This window comes from Bacillus sp. EB V-12, assembly GCF_056158125.1.
On the sequence record NZ_JBUXJL010000003.1, the window covers coordinates 456,002 to 478,851 of the forward strand.

Below are 22,850 nucleotides of genomic sequence, written 5' to 3' on the forward strand. Positions count from 1 at the left end.
TTTACCTCCAACTTTTACGAAGAACTGTATAAATACCGATGCAAATAAGTAGAATGCCGCCGCCAAATAATAATATTATTGTTATACTAATTGGCTCTTCATTCATTGTTTCATTACTCGCTACTTCATCTGCACTTTTTCTGACAATGTATTCACTGCTAAACAAACTATTTTTCGTATCTTTAACACTATTATTCTCTTTTGTTTTTGTAAAAAGAGAATCTCGCAAAGCTTCCATATCTTTTTGTTCTTTCTTTTTCTTTTTCTCAATTTCTTCCTCTATATCTTTGTTAAATAACTCAATCGATGCTTTATCTAATTCTGTTTCTTTATGTTCCTTTTTATTTTTTTCTTGGTCGCTTTCTTCAAGTCGATCCACTTTAAACTTAATCTTCCCATCATCACCAAGATAACTGTCAGCCGCGCTCCTTATCGGTAGCGCGACAAACAGTAAAAGGATAGAGAGAAATGATAACTTAGCCACTATGCTCCATTGTTTGATCATTTACTTCTTTTTCCTCCCATTTCTTATGCCATACAAATAGATTACTAACCAATCCAATAATGGCAATTACAAACAATACGACAAAAATAACTTTCCCAGTATCTTTACCACTAATAAAATCATTTAGAAAACTTTCTATATACTGAAGCGGTGAGAATTGACGTATCTTTCCGACAGACGACATTTGATCTACTTTACTTCCAACTGCCTCAGTTAAAAATAGGTACATGCTTAAAAATACTAATAGTATAAACATTCCTACCATTTTTATTTGTCGTAATAAGTAGGTTGAGACCAATACAAACGCCATCATAATAAATGTGATGAACGCAATCCATAGTAAACTTTGATCCTGACCGAACTTTAAAAGACGCCCAGAAATGATACCTATACTAATCCCTTCCACAATTGATATACCGAAAGCTACTACTGTAGTTGGTACATTCATATCAATTAATGAGAATTTCTCTTCAAAATGATCTGATTGCATTCGTTTCTTTTCTTGATTCGCAATTGCGTATGCTGTAAATAATGCAACAATGAAACAAGTTAATACAATTAAGTACGGTGTAAAAGCATTTCCTGCTACAATTACTCCATCATTTTGCTTTTGAACTGGACTAGCTAAAAAGTCATATAGCATCTCATTTTGACGATCTCCAATACGGCTATTCGCTAAAATTTTCGTAAAGTTTTTGGAGAATGATTTATCATCTTCCATTTTCTTCGTAAAGTCATTTAATAATAGATCAGCTTTTGAAACAATTGTCGTTCCGCTGTCTTGAATTTCTTTTGCTTGTCCATTAATTTGATCAAATGTTTTATATACATCGTCTGAAGTTGCTAAACTATGCTTCGAACTTTCGACCAATGACTGACTTTGCATCATTAATGATTTAATACCAGAATCTAACGATAAAATAGCTGTTTGCTCACCAGCATGATTTGTTGTTAATACTTGCTGCTCTTCAACTAGCTTTAAGCTATTCTCACGCCATTTCGCTAAACCTTTTAAATACTCTCCTAAATTTTCATTCATACTAGTTGCTTGTTGCGTCGTTCCATTTAATTTCTCCGCTAGTAGCATAGAATTTTGATCCGCACTAGTAATAGATTGTTGATAAGAGTTTATTTTTTGTTTTAAACCTGACATATCTTGCTTTATTTCTGTAGTAATACTTGATGAAACAAGATTTGAAATTAAATCAATTAAGCTTTGTTTATTTAATACGTAGTACAAAGATTGATCCGTCGCAATTGCATCTAAACTTCCCTCTTCTAACTTAGGGCCTACATCTTTCGTTCTTAAATCAATCCCATAATACATTTCGTAAAGGCTCATTAAACCTTGATAACTTTCGACTGTATCTACTGCTTCTTTAATTAATAAACTAGATATATTTTTTGTTAATACTTCTGCTTTTTGATGTACAACTTGATTCGTTGTACTTTCAATAGTTTTTGAATTGCTACCGTTATCTGTCCCAGTGTCTGGCTTCTCTCCTGTGTCAGGTTTTCCTCCCGTGTCTGGATTTCCTCCTGCGTCTGGATTTCCTCCTGTATCAGGTTTTCCTCCTGTGTCTGGATTTCCTCCTGTGTCTGGATTTCCTCCTGTATCAGGTTTCCCTCCTGTGTCTGGATTTCCTCCTGTATCAGGTTTCCCTCCTGTATCAGGTTTCCCTCCTGTGTCTGGATTTCCTCCTGTATCAGGTTTCCCCCCTGTGTCTGGATTTCCTCCTGTATCAGGTTTTCCTCCTGTATCAGGTTTTCCTCCCGTATCAGGTTTTCCTCCTGTATCAGGTTTTCCTCCCGTATCAGGTTTTCCTCCTGTATCAGGTTTTCCTCCTGTGTCTGGATTTCCTCCCGTATCAGGTTTTCCTCCTGCATCAGGCTTGACACTGTCACCATTATTACTCTGTTCTGTTTTTTGAATAATAGGCGTTTTAGCATTGTGTACTAACGGCATTATGCCATACTGTGATTTATGAACCACATTTTCCACATTGCTATTTTCCGTTTGTGTTCCTTTATCTTCTTTGTTAGGTTTTTCTTTTTCAGGACTAGTTTCTTTTTTATGAGTCCCACTCAATTCCCACTGCCATGTTACAGGAGAGAAAACATCTATATTGATGTTTGGATCTTTTAACTTCACATCCAAGCTAATCTTTATATCCCCTTCATTACGAGGAGCTATTGTAATTTCTCCTGCTTCGCTTTGAAGAAAGTCACTTGTACGATCCACATCATCAATATGTAAGAATCCTGTACTTCCATCTAGTTTAAATTCTTCTGGAATCTTTATCTTCAAAATTTGCGGAGATTCCATTTTAATTACTTTAGCAGTATCACTAAATGTAATTCCCTCTGTATAAAGTCTATCCTTTACTTCTTTAATTGCGTTTCCTAAAGATATTTTATTTACAGGATCATAATAAAAATTATTTTCTTTATTATATTTTTTTGTAAATTGAATTACATTTTGCAGTTGTAATTTCGTTGTATCTGGCAAATCACTTTGACCGATTTCTTCCATGTTTAAACTAGGTAATTTCGCAATTAAATTCTCGATTTGTTTCTTTATTCGAGCATCTGGTTGTTTCATTAATGTATTTATGAAGATTTCTTGCTTTCCATCATTCGACATAGATTGCTTTAATTTCTTAATTACCGTCTCTTGAATATCACTTTCTAACTTCCCTGCAAGTTCTGTATCATATTCAGACACTTGTTTTTTTACATCTGCTAAATATTTTTGAATTGCTGAAGCATCAGTTAAAATATTTGGTTCTTTCTCTGAAAACGTAAATTGATTTGAAATAATTTTATTAGCGGATTCCAATGCACTTAATTGCTTTAAAGCATCGCCTGTATTCATATCATTCATATATTGATTGAATTGATTTGTGAAATTATTCGCTAACAAATTGTTATCAGTTTGCATTTTTTGAAAGTTATTAAAACCATCTAAGTACGTACTGTTAGATTTATTCCCTTCATCTAACGCTTGACCGAAACCTTTTAAAACATCCTGAAATCCTTTGAAACTATTAACAGAAACACCTGTATAATCTTGTACTGTTTTAAATTGATTTGTGTAATTCGCTAACGGACTATGTATATCTTTTTTATACATAGTTGTTTGAACGTTTCCTTTTTCAATTATTTTACCTATATTATCTTGTGCACCTTGTAGCTTACCGATAATACTCGCAAAATAAACGTCGATTATTTGCTTATTGAAATCTTCTAAAATAACAGAAGCTGTATTTTCTGCCTCAGCTTTCAAATCCTTATTCCCAGTTGCATTTACTTTGTAGTTTAACGTTAATTTCTCTGGAATCTCTGAATCAATCGCAACTGCCTTCCTAGAAAAATCATTTGGAATAACAATCATCATATTGTAATTATTATTTTTCAATCCATTTTCCGCTACCCCGCGACTAACTACGTACCATTCTTGTTTCGTATTTTTATTTACATTTTTAACAAATTGATCTCCAAACGCTATTTTATTGCCCTCAAATACAGTGCCTTGATCTTCATTTACCAACGCAACTGTCATTTTTGGTGTAGTATTCTCATTAGCTTTCTTAACATTTTGATTTAATGCTAAATAGGAGACCCCTGTCGATAGTACAAGAGCTAAAATAATAAACAACAAGATGCTCCATTTGAACTTTTTCACTACTTATCACTCCTGCGACTGCGAGTCTATCTAATGAAAGACTTCGTATCTTACTCTAGTTTTAAAGTAATTTAGCCATACAACGTATGGTTGCATGGCTAAATTATATATTTCTTTTTATCTGTCTTATTGTAGACCGAAATTACGAGAAAGATCTTCGTCATGTCTAGCAACAGCTTCTGCAGTTTTATTAAGCTGCATATTAATTTCTTGTAATAGCTGTGCGAAGTTTTGTACTTTTGGCTTTAATTGATTGAACTGTTGGTCAAAACCTTCGAAAGCACGACCTTCCCATTCTCCTCTTAATTCATTTTGTAAGTTTTGTAGTTGACGTAAAATGTCCTCAATTTGATTTGCACCTTGTCCATATCGAGTCGCTTTCGATTTAAGCTCCTCTGGTGACATACGAATTTGTCCTGCCATTATTAAATCCCCCTTAAAATTAAAAAATAGTAAAATTAACCAATAATCAATTCTACAAATTGATTATATCAATAATTTAAAAATTTCTAAACAAAAAAATGATATTTTTCCAAAATTTCTCTTTTACTATAATAACGATATATTGTATAATACTAATTTATTTGTTTTTTAAGCACACTCTATAAATCGACTATAAAATAAAGGCAAACCATCTATTTTATACTTTATCGCTTTAAATTCCAGCGATAAAGTAGCCACTAAATCATTATTTTCTCTTCTCTCATTCAGACTATAATACTCACTTCAAAGTCATAATTACCTGCCTTTCAACAAACCCAAACTCTTCGTACATCTCTTTTGCAAAATTCCCAGCAAATACATTCAACCGAATTTCTGAATACTTCTCCTTTAATTCCTTAATACCAGCTTCCATCAGTTCTCGCGATAATCCTCTCCCGCGATATTTTGGGAAAACGTACAATTCATATATAAATCCAAGTTTTTCACGAGAAAAATAGTCTGTATTTTCCCCTATTAATATCCATCCCATTACTTTATTTTCTTCTTTAATAATTAAATAGTATGCTCCTTTTTCTACAATCGGCTTTGTAATCTCAATTGCTTTCTTGGTACTTAATTGACAATTGCCTCTCGTCCCTTCAAAAAGCGATTGAGCCGCATATTTTAATATTTCATTGGTATCTTCTTGATTCGCCTTAATTATCATTTTTCACAACTCCCCTTGAATAATAGGCATTACTATCGCTTGTTCAAGATTCTCCGCTTCCATAACAATTGCCGTTAATCCATGTTCTGTACTTGTTTCATGGAGCTCTCCCTTTTCCCAAAACACAGCTTGTCCCGCCTCTATCTTTATCTTTTCTTTATTTACTCCACATACATATCCTGTCCCGTCCACAATAAGAAGCAGTTGAGATACAACTGCTTCATGATTACCGATGATTCCATTCTCGTGTAAATGCATAGCACCGATATGTATATTTCCTCGATGGTTTAATATTTTCGACATGATGAAATTAGATTGAAATACTGATAGGTGCTTTCCTACTTTTTCACTAAAATCAAAAATTTTCATTACTAGTTCTCCTTATACGTATAAAACCATCCTTACTGTCTGCATCATATGTCCTTCAAAGTCTTCTTCAAATTGCTCTAATTCAGCAAAACCTTTCGCTTCATAAAAGCGTTTTCCTTTTTTATTTGCTGCTTCTACATGTATGTACAATTTCCGTATCCCATTTAATGCTTTAATTCCTTTTTGTAATAAAGCACTTCCGATCCCTTTTCCTTGCTGATCTGGTAACAAATAAATCGCACCTAATTCCGCTTCGTTTTGTAGTCTAACAGGTGAAAAGTTCGCAAACCCTATTACTTCACCCTCTTCTTCCGCAACGAATAAATGCGTATTTTTAAGACGATATTTCATTTTTTCATCAGAATATGCCTCGTCTAAAAAACTATCTTGAATTTCTCTCGGAATAATGCCTTCATATGTATCATGCCAAGCTATTTTTGCTACTGATTGTACAGCGTGAATGTCTTCTTGCTTCATTTCTCTAATTATATATGTCATCTCGATGTCTCCATTCTCTTTAAATTATATTCTGCTAATATACTAGAAGAAACGGCAAAACCATTTTCATAATTCACCTTAATTAATTTTAATTTCTCAATTGAAGCTGTTGCAAAATTAAACTTTCCATAAATATATTCCATTACACTTAAAAACTGCTTTGTATGTAATCTATTTGCAATTGTACAATGCGGAACCCATTTTCCCGGTACGTAATATGAATTTGGGTTGTCATGAAAAGTTTTAAAATAATCATGATAAGAATAATGAAGTTTTAACAATTCATCGGTAACGGTCGGCGCTAGAAAGACCGTTCCATTAGTAGGAAAAATTCCAACAGAAGGAAAAGTTACTGCGTCTATATTTTCTCGAATAGCTACAAACTCCCCTAGTTTCTCCGTATACAAATGAACATCTAACTCATTATAATCCGCAATCGTTATATGAGGTTCTACTCCAGCTAATTGATTTGTTCCAATTACATTTGTTAATTCATTTTGCAGTTCTGTAATTTTATGAGTAAACACACGATCAAATGTAGCAATAATAGCGTACAATCTTTCTCACCCCTTCGTTACACATAGCGCTTCCCATTCTTCACGAATCATGCCCATTCGAATAGAATCATAGTATGTTCCGTTATAATAACGACACTTTCGCATTCTACCTTCTAAGCTCATTCCTATTTTCTCCGCTACTTTCATCATTCGTTCATTACCAGACCAAGTCGTGAGCCCTACTCTACCAATTTCCATCTTTTCAAATAATAAATCTCGATATAACGTTAACGCTTCTGTACCGTATCCACCATTCCAGTAAGTTGGATTATAAATAACAATTCCCATCTCCAGCCAACGCGTCGGTTTATGCTCCCAATAAAATCCGACCGTCCCTATAATTTGACCGTTATTTTCTATAATTAAATTTGACAGTGGTTCTTCTTGCAAACGAGTTTGCACCTTCTCTTTATAGGAAGCGTATTCTTGCATTGAGAACGGGAAATATGGCGCATCCCATTTCTTCCATTCTGGGCTTTCTTCTTTAAATACGATATTCCATAATGTTTTTATATCTGATTCTTCTATTGTACGAATTGTAACTTTCTTCCCCTTTAATATAACGTTTTGCATAATTCCCTCCTGCATTCCTCTTTATTTCATATATAATTATAATATTTTTTCAGAAAAATCAAAACTAATATCATTTATTATATTGTATAATTTTGTTATTAGATACCAATTATTGATTTAGAAAGCTGGTGATTTAGTGAATAATCGATTTAGTATTGCTTTATTTCTCACTATTATTACGACAAATATTATTCTATATTTCTTCTTACCATCAAATATTGTTACGAAATGGGACTTCAATGGAACGCCTACATCAACAATGGATAAAAGCACTTTTGTAATCGTAAATATAATTATATGTTCCTTCTTATTCTTTGTATTTTTAGCTTTATCTAAAGTAGCGAATAACCAGAAATTTCTCCATTGGATCGGCAACACAATGTTACTATTCTTATTTTTTGTCGATATTGTCATCGCCCTCATTGCTCTTGGCTTTTCACTTCCTCTTGATCATTTCATATTTTTAGCATTAGGGCTTTTATTTATATTAATAGGTTATTTCAGTTCCAAAATTGATACGACTAAATCAACCGTTTCATTAGAATGGAATGATAAGCACCTTGAAAAAAGAGCTTCAAATATTAGTAGTATTTCAATGATGATAGCAGGTATTTTTTTAGCGATACTTCCTTTTATCGTTTCTGCTCCCTATAGAGGTTATGCTATACTAGCAATTCTTTTAGGAATGACGCTTATCATTCTGCCGAGTACGATTTATTTACTTATTAAAGACAGCAAGCAATCTACTCCTTTAAAAAAATAGGAGGTTATATCCCTCCTATTTCAGCTTAATGTTTTATTTTTCACTTTTTCTATCTCAACTAAAATCCCTTTCTCTATCCAACCCTCTACGCCATCTTTTTTAATTAAATCATATCCTGAACAACTATCATCAATGAGAGAAACGATATCTCCCTTCCTAACGCTTATTTGCGCACAAGAAATATCGGTTTTCACTGTATATTCACCTGACTTAAGTTGTTTCATATATTCATTTTTTACAGTGAGCACATTATTCGTTTCCTTTTGTTTACATACGGTGTAATCTTGCATCTTCTCGATAGGCTCTATGTAATAATACGGATATGTCACTCCGCCCTGCATTTCTGAATTCGCATTAAAATCCGCTATTACTTCGTACTCTGGAAAATAGTCTACATATGTATAAGAAAACGTATCGCCCGTTTGTTTCCTCTGAATAATAAATACGTTTAATTGCCCTGCTTCTTTAATTGCATTTCCTCCATCAATTGCAATAATTTTTTTCTCCTTATCAATAACTGGATTGTTAGACGGTGCTTCTTCAGAATAGTTCACGACAGGCCAATGACCAACTATTACATACTTATTTGCTTTATGTGATTTATTAAAAAACTGTGGCATTGCTATCGCATTTTTGCGCTCAGTTTGTTTCCAATCTACTCTATCTTCTAGACCGGCATGCACAAAAATATAATCTTCTGTTTCAATCGCTGTTGGCAACTCTGTTAGCCAATATAGTTCTTGTGAAAATTCACTTAACAATGCTTCTTTCACTTCACGAATTGAAGTGCCCTCATGAACTGAAAAACCCAATTGCTCTAGCCATTCATTAAAAATCGAGTGCTTTCTCATACATAAATAATTAATAAGATCAGGATTTTCATTTAGAAGAGCATCAACTATAACTTCACAATTCCCTTCAACAACGTGAACCTTTGAATTGTTCTTTACAAGATTCATAACGTAGTTTACTACGCCTACGCTATCTCGTCCTTTCTCGCAAAGATCTCCATTAATAATTAAATAATCTTCATCTTTAAAGTTAACTTTATGTAGTGCTTCTTTTAAAAGATTTAATTCTCCATGAATATCAGATATGACGATAACTCTAGCATCATTAGGGATTGATAGTTTCTTTATTTTTTTCAAGTATAAGCGCTCCAATCATTCTCTTTATTAAATTAAAACAATTCGACAAAATACACTATATAACCTTTTCAAATACATATACCATAACTTACAACCTATTTACGGTTTAATAATAACTTAAAAAATAAGAAGAAGCTGTTCCCAACTTTTGCGGGACAACTTCTTCTTATTTTTTATAATTCTTTATGAAAAGAATAACTCACCTTATCATACCCTTCTCTTTCATAAAAACGATGAGCATCAATTCTTGAAAATGCTGACGTGAGGACGATAGACTCACATTCGTTTTCCTTTCCCCAGTTCTCTATATACGAAAGTAATACTTTCCCATGTCTTTTTGAACGATGTGCTTCTGCTGTTACAAGGTCATATACGAAAACGTGTTTCTTATTATAAAAGTTCGTACAAATTGCTACACCTGCAAGGCTAACAACTTCACCATCCTCATTACGCAGCGAAAATAGTTTATAATTTTCTTCTTTCATATTTCGAAATAAAGAGCTTGTTTCCTCTTTTGAAAGTTTCGTTCTTAATTGCTGTAAAACAGGTAATACTTCATGTAATTGCTCTTCTGTTACTACTTCTTTAACATTCATTTTTAACTCTCCCTTAACTATTTAAATAATTTTCTAAATGTTATATCATTATTATAGAAAGAAACTGCCCTTTACTTAAGTGGCAGTTTAAGTGTTTTTTATAAGGCCAGTTTTAAAGGAGAGTTTTATATGGATTTTATTATCCCATTGCAATTACAAAGTAACACACCTATTTACTTGCAAATTTACGAATATATAAAAGCTGAAATTATACAAGGGACTATTTCTGTTGGCACACGTCTACCCTCACACAGAAATTTAGCATCACAACTTAATATTAGCCGCATTACTGTTGAATCAGCTTATCAACAGTTATTAGCTGAAGGTTATGCAGAAAGTAAACCGAAACGTGGTATTTTTGTAGCAAATTTCGATATTGACGTTATCCCAAATAAAAAACGAAATGCAGCAAAGAAGACGAACAATTTGATAGAAGAAAAATTTGAATATGATTGTAGCCAAGGGCTTATTGATCAAAATGCATTTCCGATTACAAATTGGAAACGAGCATTACAAGAATCCATACTTACATACGAAAATGCACTATTTGCCAAAGAAGATCCTCAAGGTGAATTCGCTCTTCGAGAGCATATATCAACATATTTATATCATTCTCGCGGTGTACATTCTTCACCTGATCAAATTGTGATCGGCGCCGGAACACAGCCACTTCTCTGGCTACTACTTCAACTGCTTGGCCCTACAAAAGAATACGGCATTGAAAACCCTGGATTTCACCGTATACACGCAATTATTAAAAGCTGTGATAGACAAATTCATCCCATACTATTGGATGAAAAAGGGATTGATATTTCTAGTTTATACAATACAAATTCCAATGTCGCATACGTTACACCATCACACCAATTTCCACTCGGGATTATTATGCCTTTATCTAGAAGATTAGAATTGTTAAAGTGGGCTAATGATTGCAATGGATACATTATTGAAGATGACTATGACGGAGAGTTTCGCTACGCTGGTAAGCCGATTCCTTCTTTACAAAGTCTTGATTCAAATGAACGCGTTATTTATATGGGAACTTTCTCAAAATCTTTTTTACCTTCTTTACGAATGGGATATGTTGTTTTACCACCACATCTTTTAAAAACATATCAAGAACTGCATGGAATTTTCAAACAAACAGTCTCTACAATACAACAACTTGCTTTTGCTAACTTTATACAAAACGGGAATTGGGAACGTCACCTTAATCGGAGTCGTACACTATATAAAAGAAAACATCATACGTTAGTAAAATCCATTACGAAAGAAATGGGGGCTAATGTTCAAATTCTTGGCGAACAGTCCGGACTTCATATTGTTTTATGTGTAAATAACAGTATGAATGAAAATGAACTGATTGAATCCGCTAAAAAACAAAGCGTTAAATTATACCCACTTTCTCCATATGATTTCGTGAATGATTTACGTAAGGAATCATACGTATTACTCGGCTTTGGTAGTATTCCGGAAAATAAAATTGAAACGTTGGCTATATTATTGAAAGACGCTTGGTTTCCTAGTTGCAAGGAAACTTGTTAACATTGGGTTTAACTTGTAACATGTTAACAATTCAACAAAATAAAAAAGAAGGCTGTTCCAAAATAACTTTTTGGACAGCCTTCTTCTAGTTATTCACCTGACCTAACTTTCCTTCCCGGACGTTTCACACCAGTCGTTTCTGTTGAATAGGAAGCTTCAATTATAGCGGTTGGATCTACAGAGAGAACGAGATCTTTCATTTTCGGATAAATGAATCGGTTTGTAATGCAATAAATGATTCTCTTATGCTCCCCTAAAAAACCACCTTCTCCATGTAGATACGTAACAGATAGTTGCAATTCTTTCATAAGTAAATCGCCTATTTCTTTATTCTTACCAGAAATAATCATAACGCTCTTACCTTGATTAATACCATCTAGTATAAAATCAATCATCTTCGTAACAATATAGAAAATTGCTAACGAGAACATCGCTTGTTCGATTGAAAATAAAATGGCAACAAAAATGAAAATAACTGCATTTACTGCAAGTAAAAATGTACTAATCGGTACATTAAAGTGTTTATTCATCCAAACTGCCAACATTTCCGAACCGTCAATTGCTCCACCCATTTTAACAACAATCCCAACACCAATTCCAAACAGTACTCCACCATAAAGTACAATTAATAACTCAGAAGTCGTAATTGCTGGAAATGGTTTTAAATAAATTAATCCGAGTGTTGTAACTACATTCGCATAAGATGTACGGATAAAAAATTTCTTTCCCATTACTTTTGCAGTAAATAATAAAATTGGGATATTAATTCCTAAGAACACACCATAAAGCGGCAATCCTGCGACTTTATTTGCCATAATAGCAATAGCCGTTACCCCGCCATCTACTAATCCATTAGGTGCTAAAATAAGCTCTAATGAACCTGCTACTATAATTGAGCCAATTGTTAATAATACGTATTCAAATACTTTCTTCATTCATTACCCCCAAAACTTATATATTTTCTTAGTATTATTTTAACGTAATTTTACTACTAATTCAAAGGTATCGATTTATATACAGAAAAGTTTCTCCTTTATCGCTATTTTTATGTAACACATGTAACGCGTAATACTAAAAACACACTTACAAATTAAAAGTAAGTGTGTTTTTAACATCTATTTAATCTTTACGTACGGCTTCATTTTTAATTTGAATATTTCCTCAACTGCCCTTTGATATCCACCGGCATTTCTAAGCGACTCTCCCACTTTACGACTATTCTCCTTAAACGTCACATCATCCATTACTTTCTTTACAGCCTCACGTAACAATTCAGAAGTTAACTCGTTGCGATTAAGTCTTATTCCTGCCCCTACTTCAGTCAATCGTTTTGCAACGAATGGCTGATCTCCTGTTACCGGAATTACAACTAATGGAACACCGTAATATAACGCTTCACTCGAACTATTCATACCACCATGTGTCACGAATACATCAGCATGCTGTAAAACTTCTAATTGCGGGACATAATTATACAACTTAAAGTTTTTCGGGATATTTTCAAATTGACTTATATTTATCTTCTTACCAACGACTAATACGACTGTCGCATCAACATCTTTAAAAGCTTCAAAACATTTTTCATACAAAGCAGGTTGTTCATTAAAAACTGTTCCCATAGAAATGAAAATCACTTTTTCATTTTTTAAATCTTCGGTAGGAAAACTCCCCACTTCTTTTCGAGTAGCAATTGATGGACCTACAAATTTATACGATTCATCAAATACCTCTGAACGTGGCTGATATTCTTTTGAAGTATATACAATCGTAATATCACCAGGATGGTTCATAATATCATACATACTATTACATTTCATTCCATACTGCTTATTCCATCTTTCCATTCCCGCTAAACAAGATTGATATAATGGATCCATTTCATCTACTTGTCTCGATTCTTGCTCATCATGAAAATTAATGTACTGATTAACAGCAAACGTTGTACAGGATGAAACACTTGGTAAGTGTAAAATATTCGCTATAATACGTCCTACTGGAAAATGATTATCATATATTAAATAATCGTATTTTTCCTCTTTTGTTTCTTCTACAATTTGAGTAACAATACGCTCTGATGCTTCAATCATATGAGATAGCATCGTCAAAGGGCTCCCACCTTCATTTACTCGTTCCATAATATTAATTTGAGAGAGAAAATTCTCAAACACTCGGAATTCCGCACCTGTTGCTTCAACCTTCTTTCTATAATCTTCAATACAATAAGAAACAACTGTTTCCCCTCGCTGAATTAACTCACTTACAATAGCTAAAGTCGGATTAATATGACCTTCCCCAGGAAAATTTATTACGAGTACATTTGCCATAACATTCTCTCCTATCCAATTAATATAATAAAATTAACAATTAATTATATTAATTAATTTAAGTCTATTATAAATGAATGCATTCTACTTCTTCATGCTTTTCTCTTCATTTTATTATTGAGAAATATTTTCTATAGTCTACATTATTGTGATTCACAATCTTATAAATGAATGCTTAATTTTACTTTTACTCTTCATAGATTTAAAGATACGAGTCTTACATTCAAGTATTACCACCATTATTTTTAGACAATTCATACAAAAATAGAGAAATATAATATTTTTAATGAGTTTTCACTATAAATGTAAGTATGCTTTCAATCTTTTTATCTTTATCCTCATAACTCATCATCTGTTATATAATGAATTTATGGAATTTACAGAAAAAGGAGTCTTTTCATGTTACAACAACTATTCAATTCACCTATTCTATCCGTTCAAGCCTTGCACCCAGGTTATGAAGATCATGCAAGTGATGTTTTTCTCGTTCAAACAGAAGATACAGAAGTTATCGTTCGTGCTTCTAAAATGAATGAAGAACCAAATAATGATTTTTGGTGGGGATGTAAAAATCTATTTGGAATTGATCCAAGGAACGTCCATCATTTAGAAACTGTACATACATTGCTGCAAGAACATACGAATCTTCCTATCCCAACAATATTAGAAAAACATGTTTTAAATAGCCGTGAATTTGTGGTGGTCGAAAAGTTAGTAGGTAACACAGTTCAATCTTTTATCGAGCAACCAGATTCTATTTTATTCAGCCTAGGAAAAGGACTTGCAGAAATACATAAATTCAAAGCCGATTTCATAGGAAATCCGTCTGGCACGTTCCAAGTTCCACTAGATGAATTCCAATCACATATTTTAAACGTGAGTAAAGAGCTTGTGAATATGTTTTATTCCGATGATGAAAGCATAAAAAATGCATTCCCTACCTTTGAATCACAACTTTCTTCCCTGTCCGTACCAAAGGAATCTACACTCGTCTTAATTGATATGGATCCTACTCAATTTTTATCTGACGGTACAACTATTACGGGTTTAGTAGATACTGAAGCTTACGCTGTTGCTCCGCGAGAGTTTGATTTTATCGGACTAGAATATGTACTTACCGAAAAAGAAGCACATGCCTTTAAAAGTGGTTACGAAACAATTATGTCTATTCCTCACTTAGAAGAATATAGATAGCCTTATCGTTATTTATACCGACTGTTATCTGTGCAAGGTAATGTGGAATTAAAGAAATGGTTAAGTCACCCATCCTATTTTTAAATACAAATGAGAGGGAGTATACAATGGATATTCAGAAAAAGCGTTCTGTAACAGAAAGTGAAATACAGCAAATGAAGGATTTAGCTTATATTTGCGGACAACAAGATAATCTTGATTACTCTTCAGATTTACATATCAACTTTTTAAAAAATCGAAATGAAGATTATATAAACGTTTTTCTTCTTTATAACGGTACTCAATTAATTGGCGCTTTAAATATGTATGATTTCGAAAGACCAACAAAGCTTGAACTAATAGGCTTTGTACATCCTCATTTTAGAAAACAACATTTCGGAACTATCCTTTTACAAACTGCAATGAAAGAAATACAAAATAGAGCGACAGATGAAGCTCTTCTTATTATTAATGGGGATTCTATTTCTGGGAATGCATTTGTAAAACATATGAAGTTACCATATTTATATAGTGAATATAGTATGGCGTTCAAAACAAACGAAATTCAAAAAACAACAGATAATAATATACAGCTTACTCTTGCACCTTCAGAATCACTTCTTGACCTTATTAAAATTTCTAGTAAAGCTTTTGGTGATTCAGTAGAAAATACGGCTACATGGTTACAAAAAATGATGAATTCATCTTCCCATCAAGTTTACAGTGCCCTTATTGCTGAAAAAGTGATAGGAACAATTACAGTTTCTAAACAAGAGCAATCTACTACACTATCAGGATTCGCCGTTCATCCTTCTTATCAAGGTAAAGGATACGGAAAAGATATTCTTTGTAATATAGTACATACCCTTATTACAGAAGGAGTTTCAACAATTGAGTTAGACGTCGAAACGAAAAATATCCACGCTTTAAAACTATATACACAATGTGGTTTTGAAATTAAAACGAGGCATGACTATTATAATTTAATGAATTTTTAGGTGAATACATATGTTAAAAAAACAATTTATTCTAATTATGATATTTTAGCAAACATCTATAATAAACATTGGAGACATTTTGTTTAACACTCCTACCCAGCCTCGTTTTACAAGATGCTCTTCCCTACTCTCGTATATTAGATCTTTGTTGCGGGACTGGTCATCTCTGCCGGTGATAGTTTAATTTAGATGAACTAAAAAGTGTGTTTCACAAAGTTTACTCCGTATTACATAACGAGGGTATATTCGCATTTGATATGAATAAAAAAACTGAATCGAAATGATTCAGTTTTTTCTTAATATATTTACAACTGCAGTTGTTTCGTCATTTTCTTTATAGACACGCGGAATTCTTCTATCTAGCATACATGTAACTTCATAGTTTATTGTACCTAACATATCCGCTATTTCTTCTACTGCGATATTTTCTTCACCTTGTTTACCGTAGAATACTACTTCGTCTCCTACTTGTACTGGCATCGCTTTTGAAACATCCAACATTAACTGATCCATACAAACACGGCCAATAACAGGTACTCGAACCCCGTTAATTAACGCATAGCCTTTATTAGATAATTGACGGTTATAACCATCAGCATAACCAATTGGTACAGTCGCAATCCATTCTTCACCAGTTGTTACATACGTATTCCCATAACTTACACCACGATTCTTCTTCGCATGTTTAATATGAGCTACTTTTGATTTTAACGACAACGCAGGCTGTAAAGAAACGACTGAATGATCCACTTCTTTTGACGGATACATACCGTACACGCCTATTCCAACGCGTACCATATTTTGAAATGTGTTACTTAATTCCATTGATCCCGCACTATTTGAACTATGAATATATGGTATTTGAATTCCTAATTCTTTCGCTGTATTAACAGCCTTTTCAAATAAACTTGTTTGCATATTCGTATATGATTTATCGATTTCATCTGCCGTAGAGTAATGCGTAAATATCCCTACTACCTCTACATACTCCATACGGTTTAATTCTTCTAAAAATGGTTTAACTTCTTCTTCTTGTAAACCGATACGACTCATTCCTGTATCAATTTTCACTTGAATTTGTACTTTCTTTTGAAGACGGTTTGCAATTTCATTTATACCATGTAAATCTTCTACTCTATAAACAGTCATCATAACGTCATATTGAATTACATCTTCTACAGCCGCTACTGGTGTGTATCCTAAAATTAAAATCGGCACAGTAATTCCTGCTTCTCTTAATTCTATTGCTTCATCTACAAATGCAACTGCAAGTTGATGTATCCCAGCTTCAATTGCAGCTTTGGCAACTTCAACTGCCCCATGGCCATACCCATTCGCTTTTACAGCAGCCATCATCTTAATTTCTTCATCATTTACATGTTTTTTAAATTCTTTTACATTATGTTTTACAGCATTTAAGTCAATTTCTACAATTGTATCTCTTCCATATTTCAAACTCATTGGTCTAACTCCTAACTCAATAATTGCATTCCATTCTATTTCACGTTTCATATGACCTTTTACAATATAATACTTTTCATTATGCTAGTCAAACTACTAGAATTTTCGGAATTTTGAGTATGATATAATATCCTCAAGAAACTATTATATACGGAGACGAGGAGAATTACAATGTTTGTTCAATCTGCATTGCATCAACTAAAAGTTGCTATTGATACTTCTATTTATATGCTTAACCAATATAGTGAAAACGATTTAAAAATACAACCGATTCACTCAAAACGATCATTATTTGAAATGTGTGCACATCTTTCTCTTATTTGTCATGCTGATTTACTCATTTTAAATGGTATTTCAGAAAAAGAATTACATACCTTTTATATAGAACATACGCCCGTAACAGTTGCTCACATGCAACAAACGATGATTGAAGGATACAACCTTCTCTCTAAAACATTTCTTTCCTACTCCCAAATAGAATTAGCAGAAGTTATGACTGCCTATTGGGGTATTTCTTATTCGCGCTTTGAATGGTTACTTGAAATCGTTGCACACTTTTATCATCATCGTGGACAAATTCATATTTTATTATGCGAGCATATGAAAGATCCTCGCATTCCTTTATTTGAGTGATTTTCCACTCATTCATTAATTATAAATAGAGAAGCTACAAAACCAATAAAAAGTATCATTCCTAATAAAATAAATGTTTGAGCATAACCGCCTATTTTCATAAGATAAATAGAAATGATAGGTCCTATACTAGTACCTAAAAATAAAATAAAAGTATAAATAGATACTGCTATTCCCCTTGCTTTCCCTCCTAATTGACCTACAAGAGAAACTAAAGACGGAACGGATATAGCAATACCTATTACAAAACAGACACTCATCATTACAAGTAGAGATAGATACGAAACAAAGCCCATTGAACTTAGACTAAAAATAGCAATCAACAATCCTCCTTGAAGAACTTTCCTTACTTCAAACCTCTTTGTTAAACGACCTGCAAGTGGTGACAGCAACATACCAAACAGCCCTGCTAAGCGAAAATAAAGGATTTGTTCTGCAGTTAAATTGTAAGTAGGAGAGCTCAAATAATTCCCTAAAACAGTATACATATTAACAAAAGCCATTATTAAAACAGGATTTTTCACACTGACTAACTATTAGTTTTAAATAATGCGCAACTTCTTTAACGCATAAGAAATTCCGCCTTCACTCGCCTTCGTTGTAAGGAAATCAGCCCTTCTCTTCAACTCCTCTCCACCATTTCCCATCGCAACTCCTAATCCTACATACTGCAACATTTCAATATCATTTCCACCATCGCCAAAGGCAATGGCTTCTGATTTACTAATATTTAAATGTTCCAATACTTTTTGAATTGCAGTTAGCTTCGATACTTTACTATCTTCCAATACATTTATAACGTAACCATGAAAACGCTCAAACGTAAGTGCTGGATATCTTTCAATGAATTTTTGAGCTTCTGTGTCATCAGCATACAGACATATGCAATACATTTCATCTGATAAGTTTCTAACTTTGTCAGGATACTGCTCTAAATTTAAAGTTTCATTTAACGCTCGCATGACACGTTCATCTTTGGAAGCAATATTATTCATTGCAAATTCTTCTGTAAAGTAAGAAACACTGTGACCATGTAATTCAGCAAAATTTGAAATATCATGAACGATTTCGCTTGAAAGTACTGATTTATGTATAACTTCTTTCCCACATTTTATATGTGCACCATTTGCTGAAATAAACGTATTTATACCTAGTTCCTTAAATTGTGAGCATAAACTATATGGTCTTCCAGTTGTAACAACTACGTGAATTCCTTTATCTATTAATCTTTGTACCGCTTCTTTTGTACTTTCGTGCATGCTTCTATCAATCTCACTTAATAACGTACCGTCAACATCGAAAAATACAACTTTGTACATAAGTCTTTACATCCCGTCCAAATGATTCGTATCATTAATGAAATGCACCGTTTTTTGTTCACCCTCAATTTCAATTAAACTTATTCCCGTATCTCCCATTTTGAAATAGTAGTCCATTGAAATTGACATTTTGAAAAATGCACGTAATAGACTATTAATTACGCCTCCATGGGCAACAATTGCAATTCGGTCATATGTATTCTCTGTCAAGATTTTAGAAAAGATTCCTTCTATTCTCATTCGAAACTCAATAAACGATTCCCCGTTTTCAAAACGATCATGAAGAAACTTTGGCTCTGGATATTTCTTTGCTTCTTCAAATGATAAGCCTGCTTGCACTCCATTATTAAACTCCATTAATTCCTCTTCTAATTGAATTGGACAACCAATTGCTTCTGCTAATGTTTCACCCGTTTCACGAGCGCGTTTTAATGTGCTTGCCCAAATGAAATCTGGTGAAAAATCTTTTTTCACTTTCTGTACAAGTCTTTGTACTTGTTGTCTCCCTTTGTCAGTTAACTCAAAATCAGCTCGACCTTCATGCACATGTAAAATATCAGCTTCTGATTCTCCGTGGCGTATTAGTAGTATTTGCATGTTTCTCTCTCCCTTTATTTAATATTCATAAAATTCCATTATATCACATTTTAAGATTCCAAAATAAAAAAGGAACGGTCTCCCGTCCCTCATCCATTCACTTTTTCCGCATCATTCCAATAATATTTACTAAACGCTTCTGTTAACACATCAATTGTGTTATATAATTCATCTAACGTATTATCAACACCACCAACTTCAATTAACATCGCATTTTTCGATAAATCTTGGTTATAAACGCCATTTCCATCTTTTTTATACTTTGGAAAAATCCCTCTACTTAATCCGTAATAGTTTTCATCTAAATAACTATTGATCGCTCTTGCAATTTTTTCATTTTCAGCACGGCCTTCATTTTCCATCCCAATTATAAAATATAATCTTGCATACGATTTTCCGTTAATTACTTTTGTTGTTACTTTCTTACGCTGATCGTCACGGTGTATATCTATCGGAAACGCAATTTTATTATTTTGTGCTAATGCTTCTTTTACATATTCATGAGACGCTTTATATGACTGATACCATACCCACTTTTTACTCGCTAATAAATCACCCATATTCGTTTTATCATGAACTACCGGAATTCCTTGTCCTTCAAGTTGCTCTTTCATACGTTTCCCTAGTAAAGACACATTTACATCTGGGCTAGATGGATCAGTTGCCCCTGGTAATAATGGAAAGAAGGATTCCCAGCTATGTGTATGATAAATATATACTGCACTTTCACCTTTTTTCGCTCCGTTCTTTTTCTGAACCGGATTATTCTTTTCCGCTTCTGTAACTTTATCTTTTGCTATTTCCCGTTCTTTCGTTACTTCTTCAATCGGTACACTAGATTCATTTGGGATATTCGTCAAGTTTGTCCCTTCCCCAGCTACGATAATATTAGAATAATACTTTGACATACCAGGTACTTCTTTACCGACGAATGTTCTTAAATCTTTAATTTTCAAATCTGTCGCGATAGAGAACATTAAATTCCCAACTGACTCTCTTTTATTCTTCTTAAAATAATCAAATCCGTAATAGCGATTCTCACTTTCTATCATTTGAACAAAACCTTGCATCGATACTTTTCCAAACCATTGATTTGCATAATTCGATTTCATTGTATGTAAAAATGACGTCAAAATCGACGCTATCATAATTACTATTAGCGCATATAAAAGGAGTAACGAAATCAGTTTCTTCCCATGTATTCGAGTTGCATACTTTTTCACTGCATCACCTTCTTTATACATGGATATGTACAAGCTTTTCAGAATATACGCACAAAAAAAGAGAAATGGTATACCATTTCTCTTCCTCACTTTTATTGTTCTTTTCCTGTATCATTTGAAAGTAGTTTCTTCGCTTGTTTTTCTTTAAATATTTCTCCAATTGCCCCAAGAGTACCAAGTGTTTCAATTGCATTAGACGGAATAAAGACTTTATTTGCTGGTCCTTTTGCAACTTCAGCTAATGATTCAAATGATTTGTAAGCAAGTATACGCTCATCCAAATTCGCTTCACGAAGCAATTCAATACGATTTTGTTCTGCTTTTGCAATTTCTTCAATTGCTCGTGCTTCCCCTTGTGCTTCTAATTCTTTTGCTTCTTTTATACCTTCAGCTTCGCGAATACGCGCTTCTTTATCCCCTTCAGCCATCAAGATTTTACTTTGCTTTTCCCCTTCAGCGCGAAGGACTTTATCTTGTTTTGCTGCTTCAGCTTCTAAAATAATCGCACGTTTATTACGCTCAGCCTTCATTTGTTTTTCCATTGATGCTTGCACATCTTTTGGCGGGTTAATATCAACAACTTCGACACGTTCAATACGTACGCCCCATTTTTCTGTTGCTTCATCAAGCGCTAAACGGATTTCTGTTGAAATTTTTTCACGACCAGATAACGTTTCATCCAGTTCCATTTTACCGATGATTTGACGCATCGTTGCTGAAGTAATATTACGAACACCATATTCATAGTTTGAAATACCATATGTCGCAAGTTCTGGTTCAACAATTTGATAGAAAATAATTGTATCAATCTCTACTTGAACATTATCTTTCGTAATTACCTTTTGCGGTGGTACATTCGTTTGTTGAATGCGTAAGTCATGATATACACGAACACGATCTACAATTGGTATTAAAATATTTAACCCTGGGTGCATTATACGTTGAAACTTACCAAATCTTTCAACAACCCCAACTTTTTGCTGAGGAATAATTTTAATTGTTAATGCGATAAATGTAACTACAATTAGTGCGAATATAATCGTTAACGTTAATGCTACCATATTTATTCACTCTCCTTTTTCACTTGTAATATAGTACTATGCCTCTTTATAACAACGACTTTTTCTCCAGCATCAATTGAAGAATCTGCAATAGCTGTCCAAGTATCTCCATCCACCTTCACAATACCATTCGCTTCATTTGTAATCGCTTGCATAACAATCCCTCTTTTACCAACAAGCATATCTACTGTATCAGTAAAACCTTTTGCTTCTCGAAAGTTTTTTGAAATTCTTTTCGTAAAGAATGTCAAAGTTAAACTTACAATTGCACCAACAGTAACTTGTAACAGTAGTGTATCAGGAGCAAACAAAGCAATAAGACCTCCGACAACAGCTCCAATTCCAAGCCAAAGCATGTAAAATGTAATCGACAACATTTCCGCGATAAATAAAATACCAGCTATTATAAACCAAATTACCCAAGCAGCCATATGCAACCCTCACTTTCTTTCTCATTTTCTATATGTATATGAAGAAAAGAATGGTTTATCCGCCCTTTCTTACACTTGGGCGTTTGCTACAAGCTATTGTACATATTCACCGTTACAATGATCATTAATATAATACTATATCAATATATTCTTCATTATACATGAAAATCCCTTTCAAAAAGTGACAAAAAATTAAATTCTTTAAAAATTTTAATTTTTAAATTACAATTATTACAATTAC

22 protein-coding genes and 3 pseudogenes are annotated in these 22,850 nt (G+C 33.3%); 6 read left to right on the forward strand and 19 right to left on the reverse strand.

Annotated elements, in window-relative coordinates; translation table 11 throughout:
* Position 1: 1 nt before the first annotated feature.
* The 8 genes from essA to ACZDYH_RS13895 form a co-directional block, all read right to left on the reverse strand.
* Positions 2-505 (reverse strand): type VII secretion protein EssA, encoded by a 504-nt coding sequence (gene essA / locus ACZDYH_RS13860; RefSeq protein WP_000595658.1) that lies wholly within the window; start codon positions 503-505, stop codon positions 2-4.
* The gene (esaA, locus tag ACZDYH_RS13865; protein ID WP_474886406.1) at positions 477-4,190 is read right to left on the reverse strand and encodes a type VII secretion protein EsaA; all 3,714 of its coding nucleotides are present in this window, start codon (positions 4,188-4,190) and stop codon (positions 477-479) included. Before esaA ends, essA begins: the two co-directional genes overlap by 29 nt.
* 126 nt (positions 4,191-4,316) lie before the next feature.
* On the reverse strand, positions 4,317-4,613 hold the full coding sequence (locus ACZDYH_RS13870; protein WP_000918601.1) for a WXG100 family type VII secretion target: 297 nt from the start codon (positions 4,611-4,613) through the stop codon (positions 4,317-4,319).
* Positions 4,614-4,911: 298 nt separating this feature from the next.
* Positions 4,912-5,340: a GNAT family N-acetyltransferase gene (locus ACZDYH_RS13875; protein ID WP_000584245.1), complete on the reverse strand. Its 429-nt coding sequence runs from the start codon at positions 5,338-5,340 to the stop codon at positions 4,912-4,914.
* Between the two features lie 3 nt (positions 5,341-5,343).
* On the reverse strand, positions 5,344-5,709 hold the full coding sequence (locus ACZDYH_RS13880; protein WP_000688074.1) for a cupin domain-containing protein: 366 nt from the start codon (positions 5,707-5,709) through the stop codon (positions 5,344-5,346).
* Positions 5,710-5,721: 12 nt separating this feature from the next.
* On the reverse strand, positions 5,722-6,207 hold the full coding sequence (locus ACZDYH_RS13885) for an N-acetyltransferase family protein (protein WP_368935282.1): 486 nt from the start codon (positions 6,205-6,207) through the stop codon (positions 5,722-5,724).
* Entirely contained in the window at positions 6,204-6,764 is a 561-nt protein-coding gene (locus tag ACZDYH_RS13890; protein ID WP_474886409.1) for a 2'-5' RNA ligase family protein, read from the reverse strand. The genes ACZDYH_RS13885 and ACZDYH_RS13890 overlap by 4 nt, the downstream gene beginning before the upstream one ends.
* Positions 6,765-6,770: 6 nt before the next feature.
* Positions 6,771-7,337 carry a GNAT family N-acetyltransferase gene (locus ACZDYH_RS13895; protein ID WP_368935286.1) on the reverse strand — a complete coding sequence of 189 codons (567 nt, stop codon included), beginning with the start codon at positions 7,335-7,337 and terminating at the stop codon, positions 6,771-6,773.
* Between the two features lie 136 nt (positions 7,338-7,473).
* Here ACZDYH_RS13895 and ACZDYH_RS13900 point away from each other — a divergent pair, with 136 nt between their 5' ends.
* Positions 7,474-8,100 (forward strand): DUF1648 domain-containing protein, encoded by a 627-nt coding sequence (locus tag ACZDYH_RS13900; RefSeq protein WP_088345897.1) that lies wholly within the window; start codon positions 7,474-7,476, stop codon positions 8,098-8,100.
* 20 nt (positions 8,101-8,120) lie between these two features.
* Here the strand turns inward: ACZDYH_RS13900 and ACZDYH_RS13905 are convergent, their stop codons facing one another.
* Together ACZDYH_RS13905 and ACZDYH_RS13910 are read right to left on the reverse strand one after the other, a co-directional pair.
* Positions 8,121-9,248, reverse strand: a complete 1,128-nt coding sequence (locus ACZDYH_RS13905; RefSeq protein ID WP_000721376.1) for a metallophosphoesterase — start codon at positions 9,246-9,248, stop codon at positions 8,121-8,123.
* A gap of 173 nt (positions 9,249-9,421) precedes the next feature.
* The gene (locus ACZDYH_RS13910) at positions 9,422-9,844 is read right to left on the reverse strand and encodes a GNAT family N-acetyltransferase (RefSeq protein WP_001101118.1); all 423 of its coding nucleotides are present in this window, start codon (positions 9,842-9,844) and stop codon (positions 9,422-9,424) included.
* A gap of 129 nt (positions 9,845-9,973) precedes the next feature.
* On the opposite strand from ACZDYH_RS13910, the gene pdxR reads away from it, so the two are divergent.
* Positions 9,974-11,389: a MocR-like pyridoxine biosynthesis transcription factor PdxR gene (gene pdxR / locus ACZDYH_RS13915; RefSeq protein WP_048558200.1), complete on the forward strand. Its 1,416-nt coding sequence runs from the start codon at positions 9,974-9,976 to the stop codon at positions 11,387-11,389.
* Between the two features lie 89 nt (positions 11,390-11,478).
* Here pdxR and ACZDYH_RS13920 read toward each other — a convergent pair whose 3' ends face one another.
* Both ACZDYH_RS13920 and ACZDYH_RS13925 read right to left on the reverse strand, forming a co-directional pair.
* The gene (locus ACZDYH_RS13920) at positions 11,479-12,324 is read right to left on the reverse strand and encodes a YitT family protein (RefSeq protein ID WP_000755127.1); all 846 of its coding nucleotides are present in this window, start codon (positions 12,322-12,324) and stop codon (positions 11,479-11,481) included.
* A gap of 180 nt (positions 12,325-12,504) precedes the next feature.
* Positions 12,505-13,713, reverse strand: a complete 1,209-nt coding sequence (locus ACZDYH_RS13925) for a macrolide family glycosyltransferase (protein WP_149149524.1) — start codon at positions 13,711-13,713, stop codon at positions 12,505-12,507.
* Positions 13,714-14,112: 399 nt separating this feature from the next.
* Here ACZDYH_RS13925 and ACZDYH_RS13930 point away from each other — a divergent pair.
* The 3 genes and pseudogenes from ACZDYH_RS13930 to ACZDYH_RS13940 form a co-directional block, all read left to right on the forward strand.
* A pseudogene (locus tag ACZDYH_RS13930) lies at positions 14,113-14,991 on the forward strand (nitrate reductase).
* 23 nt (positions 14,992-15,014) lie between these two features.
* On the forward strand, positions 15,015-15,884 hold the full coding sequence (locus ACZDYH_RS13935) for a GNAT family N-acetyltransferase (protein ID WP_086388647.1): 870 nt from the start codon (positions 15,015-15,017) through the stop codon (positions 15,882-15,884).
* Positions 15,885-16,147: pseudogene (locus ACZDYH_RS13940) on the forward strand (class I SAM-dependent methyltransferase); the annotation flags it as partial.
* A gap of 22 nt (positions 16,148-16,169) precedes the next feature.
* On the opposite strand, the gene alr reads toward ACZDYH_RS13940, so the two are convergent.
* A complete protein-coding gene (alr, locus tag ACZDYH_RS13945; protein ID WP_002182683.1) occupies positions 16,170-17,345 on the reverse strand; it encodes an alanine racemase in 1,176 nt (391 codons plus the stop codon).
* Between the two features lie 171 nt (positions 17,346-17,516).
* Here alr and ACZDYH_RS13950 point away from each other — a divergent pair, with 171 nt between their 5' ends.
* Positions 17,517-17,978: a DinB family protein gene (locus ACZDYH_RS13950; RefSeq protein ID WP_000498002.1), complete on the forward strand. Its 462-nt coding sequence runs from the start codon at positions 17,517-17,519 to the stop codon at positions 17,976-17,978.
* Between the two features lie 8 nt (positions 17,979-17,986).
* Here ACZDYH_RS13950 and ACZDYH_RS13955 read toward each other — a convergent pair.
* The 6 genes and pseudogenes from ACZDYH_RS13955 to ACZDYH_RS13980 form a co-directional block, all read right to left on the reverse strand.
* Positions 17,987-18,490 (reverse strand): annotated as a pseudogene (locus ACZDYH_RS13955) (MFS transporter); the annotation flags it as partial.
* Positions 18,491-18,520: 30 nt separating this feature from the next.
* Positions 18,521-19,297, reverse strand: coding sequence for a Cof-type HAD-IIB family hydrolase (locus tag ACZDYH_RS13960; RefSeq protein ID WP_000278974.1), 777 nt, complete (start codon positions 19,295-19,297; stop codon positions 18,521-18,523).
* Between the two features lie 6 nt (positions 19,298-19,303).
* Complete coding sequence (locus ACZDYH_RS13965) at positions 19,304-19,894, reverse strand: histidine phosphatase family protein (protein ID WP_086388644.1); 591 nt, start codon at positions 19,892-19,894, stop codon at positions 19,304-19,306.
* 89 nt (positions 19,895-19,983) lie between these two features.
* Positions 19,984-21,189, reverse strand: coding sequence for a stage II sporulation protein P (gene spoIIP, locus ACZDYH_RS13970; protein WP_306426789.1), 1,206 nt, complete (start codon positions 21,187-21,189; stop codon positions 19,984-19,986).
* A gap of 20 nt (positions 21,190-21,209) precedes the next feature.
* On the reverse strand, positions 21,210-22,178 hold the full coding sequence (locus ACZDYH_RS13975) for an SPFH domain-containing protein (protein ID WP_000226251.1): 969 nt from the start codon (positions 22,176-22,178) through the stop codon (positions 21,210-21,212).
* A gap of 2 nt (positions 22,179-22,180) precedes the next feature.
* Complete coding sequence (locus tag ACZDYH_RS13980; protein WP_113304844.1) at positions 22,181-22,609, reverse strand: NfeD family protein; 429 nt, start codon at positions 22,607-22,609, stop codon at positions 22,181-22,183.
* Between the last annotated feature and the right edge of the window lie 241 nt (positions 22,610-22,850).

Excerpts from the sequence above, each read along its gene's own strand:
- ACZDYH_RS13885 (WP_368935282.1), bottom strand. The coding sequence starts at position 6,207 with ATGACATATATAATTAGAGAAATGAAGCAAGAAGACATTCACGCTGTA.
- ACZDYH_RS13910 (WP_001101118.1), bottom strand. The coding sequence starts at position 9,844 with ATGAATGTTAAAGAAGTAGTAACAGAAGAGCAATTACATGAAGTATTA.
- ACZDYH_RS13935 (WP_086388647.1), top strand. The coding sequence starts at position 15,015 with ATGGATATTCAGAAAAAGCGTTCTGTAACAGAAAGTGAAATACAGCAA.
- essA (WP_000595658.1), bottom strand. The coding sequence starts at position 505 with ATGATCAAACAATGGAGCATAGTGGCTAAGTTATCATTTCTCTCTATC.
- ACZDYH_RS13880 (WP_000688074.1), bottom strand. The coding sequence starts at position 5,709 with ATGAAAATTTTTGATTTTAGTGAAAAAGTAGGAAAGCACCTATCAGTA.
- ACZDYH_RS13965 (WP_086388644.1), bottom strand. The coding sequence starts at position 19,894 with ATGCAAATACTACTAATACGCCACGGAGAATCAGAAGCTGATATTTTA.
- ACZDYH_RS13920 (WP_000755127.1), bottom strand. The coding sequence starts at position 12,324 with ATGAAGAAAGTATTTGAATACGTATTATTAACAATTGGCTCAATTATA.
- ACZDYH_RS13950 (WP_000498002.1), top strand. The coding sequence starts at position 17,517 with ATGTTTGTTCAATCTGCATTGCATCAACTAAAAGTTGCTATTGATACT.
- ACZDYH_RS13895 (WP_368935286.1), bottom strand. The coding sequence starts at position 7,337 with ATGCAAAACGTTATATTAAAGGGGAAGAAAGTTACAATTCGTACAATA.
- pdxR (WP_048558200.1), top strand. The coding sequence starts at position 9,974 with ATGGATTTTATTATCCCATTGCAATTACAAAGTAACACACCTATTTAC.
- ACZDYH_RS13975 (WP_000226251.1), bottom strand. The coding sequence starts at position 22,178 with ATGGTAGCATTAACGTTAACGATTATATTCGCACTAATTGTAGTTACA.
- ACZDYH_RS13960 (WP_000278974.1), bottom strand. The coding sequence starts at position 19,297 with ATGTACAAAGTTGTATTTTTCGATGTTGACGGTACGTTATTAAGTGAG.
- ACZDYH_RS13925 (WP_149149524.1), bottom strand. The coding sequence starts at position 13,713 with ATGGCAAATGTACTCGTAATAAATTTTCCTGGGGAAGGTCATATTAAT.
- ACZDYH_RS13870 (WP_000918601.1), bottom strand. The coding sequence starts at position 4,613 with ATGGCAGGACAAATTCGTATGTCACCAGAGGAGCTTAAATCGAAAGCG.
- alr (WP_002182683.1), bottom strand. The coding sequence starts at position 17,345 with ATGAGTTTGAAATATGGAAGAGATACAATTGTAGAAATTGACTTAAAT.
- ACZDYH_RS13980 (WP_113304844.1), bottom strand. The coding sequence starts at position 22,609 with ATGGCTGCTTGGGTAATTTGGTTTATAATAGCTGGTATTTTATTTATC.
- ACZDYH_RS13875 (WP_000584245.1), bottom strand. The coding sequence starts at position 5,340 with ATGATAATTAAGGCGAATCAAGAAGATACCAATGAAATATTAAAATAT.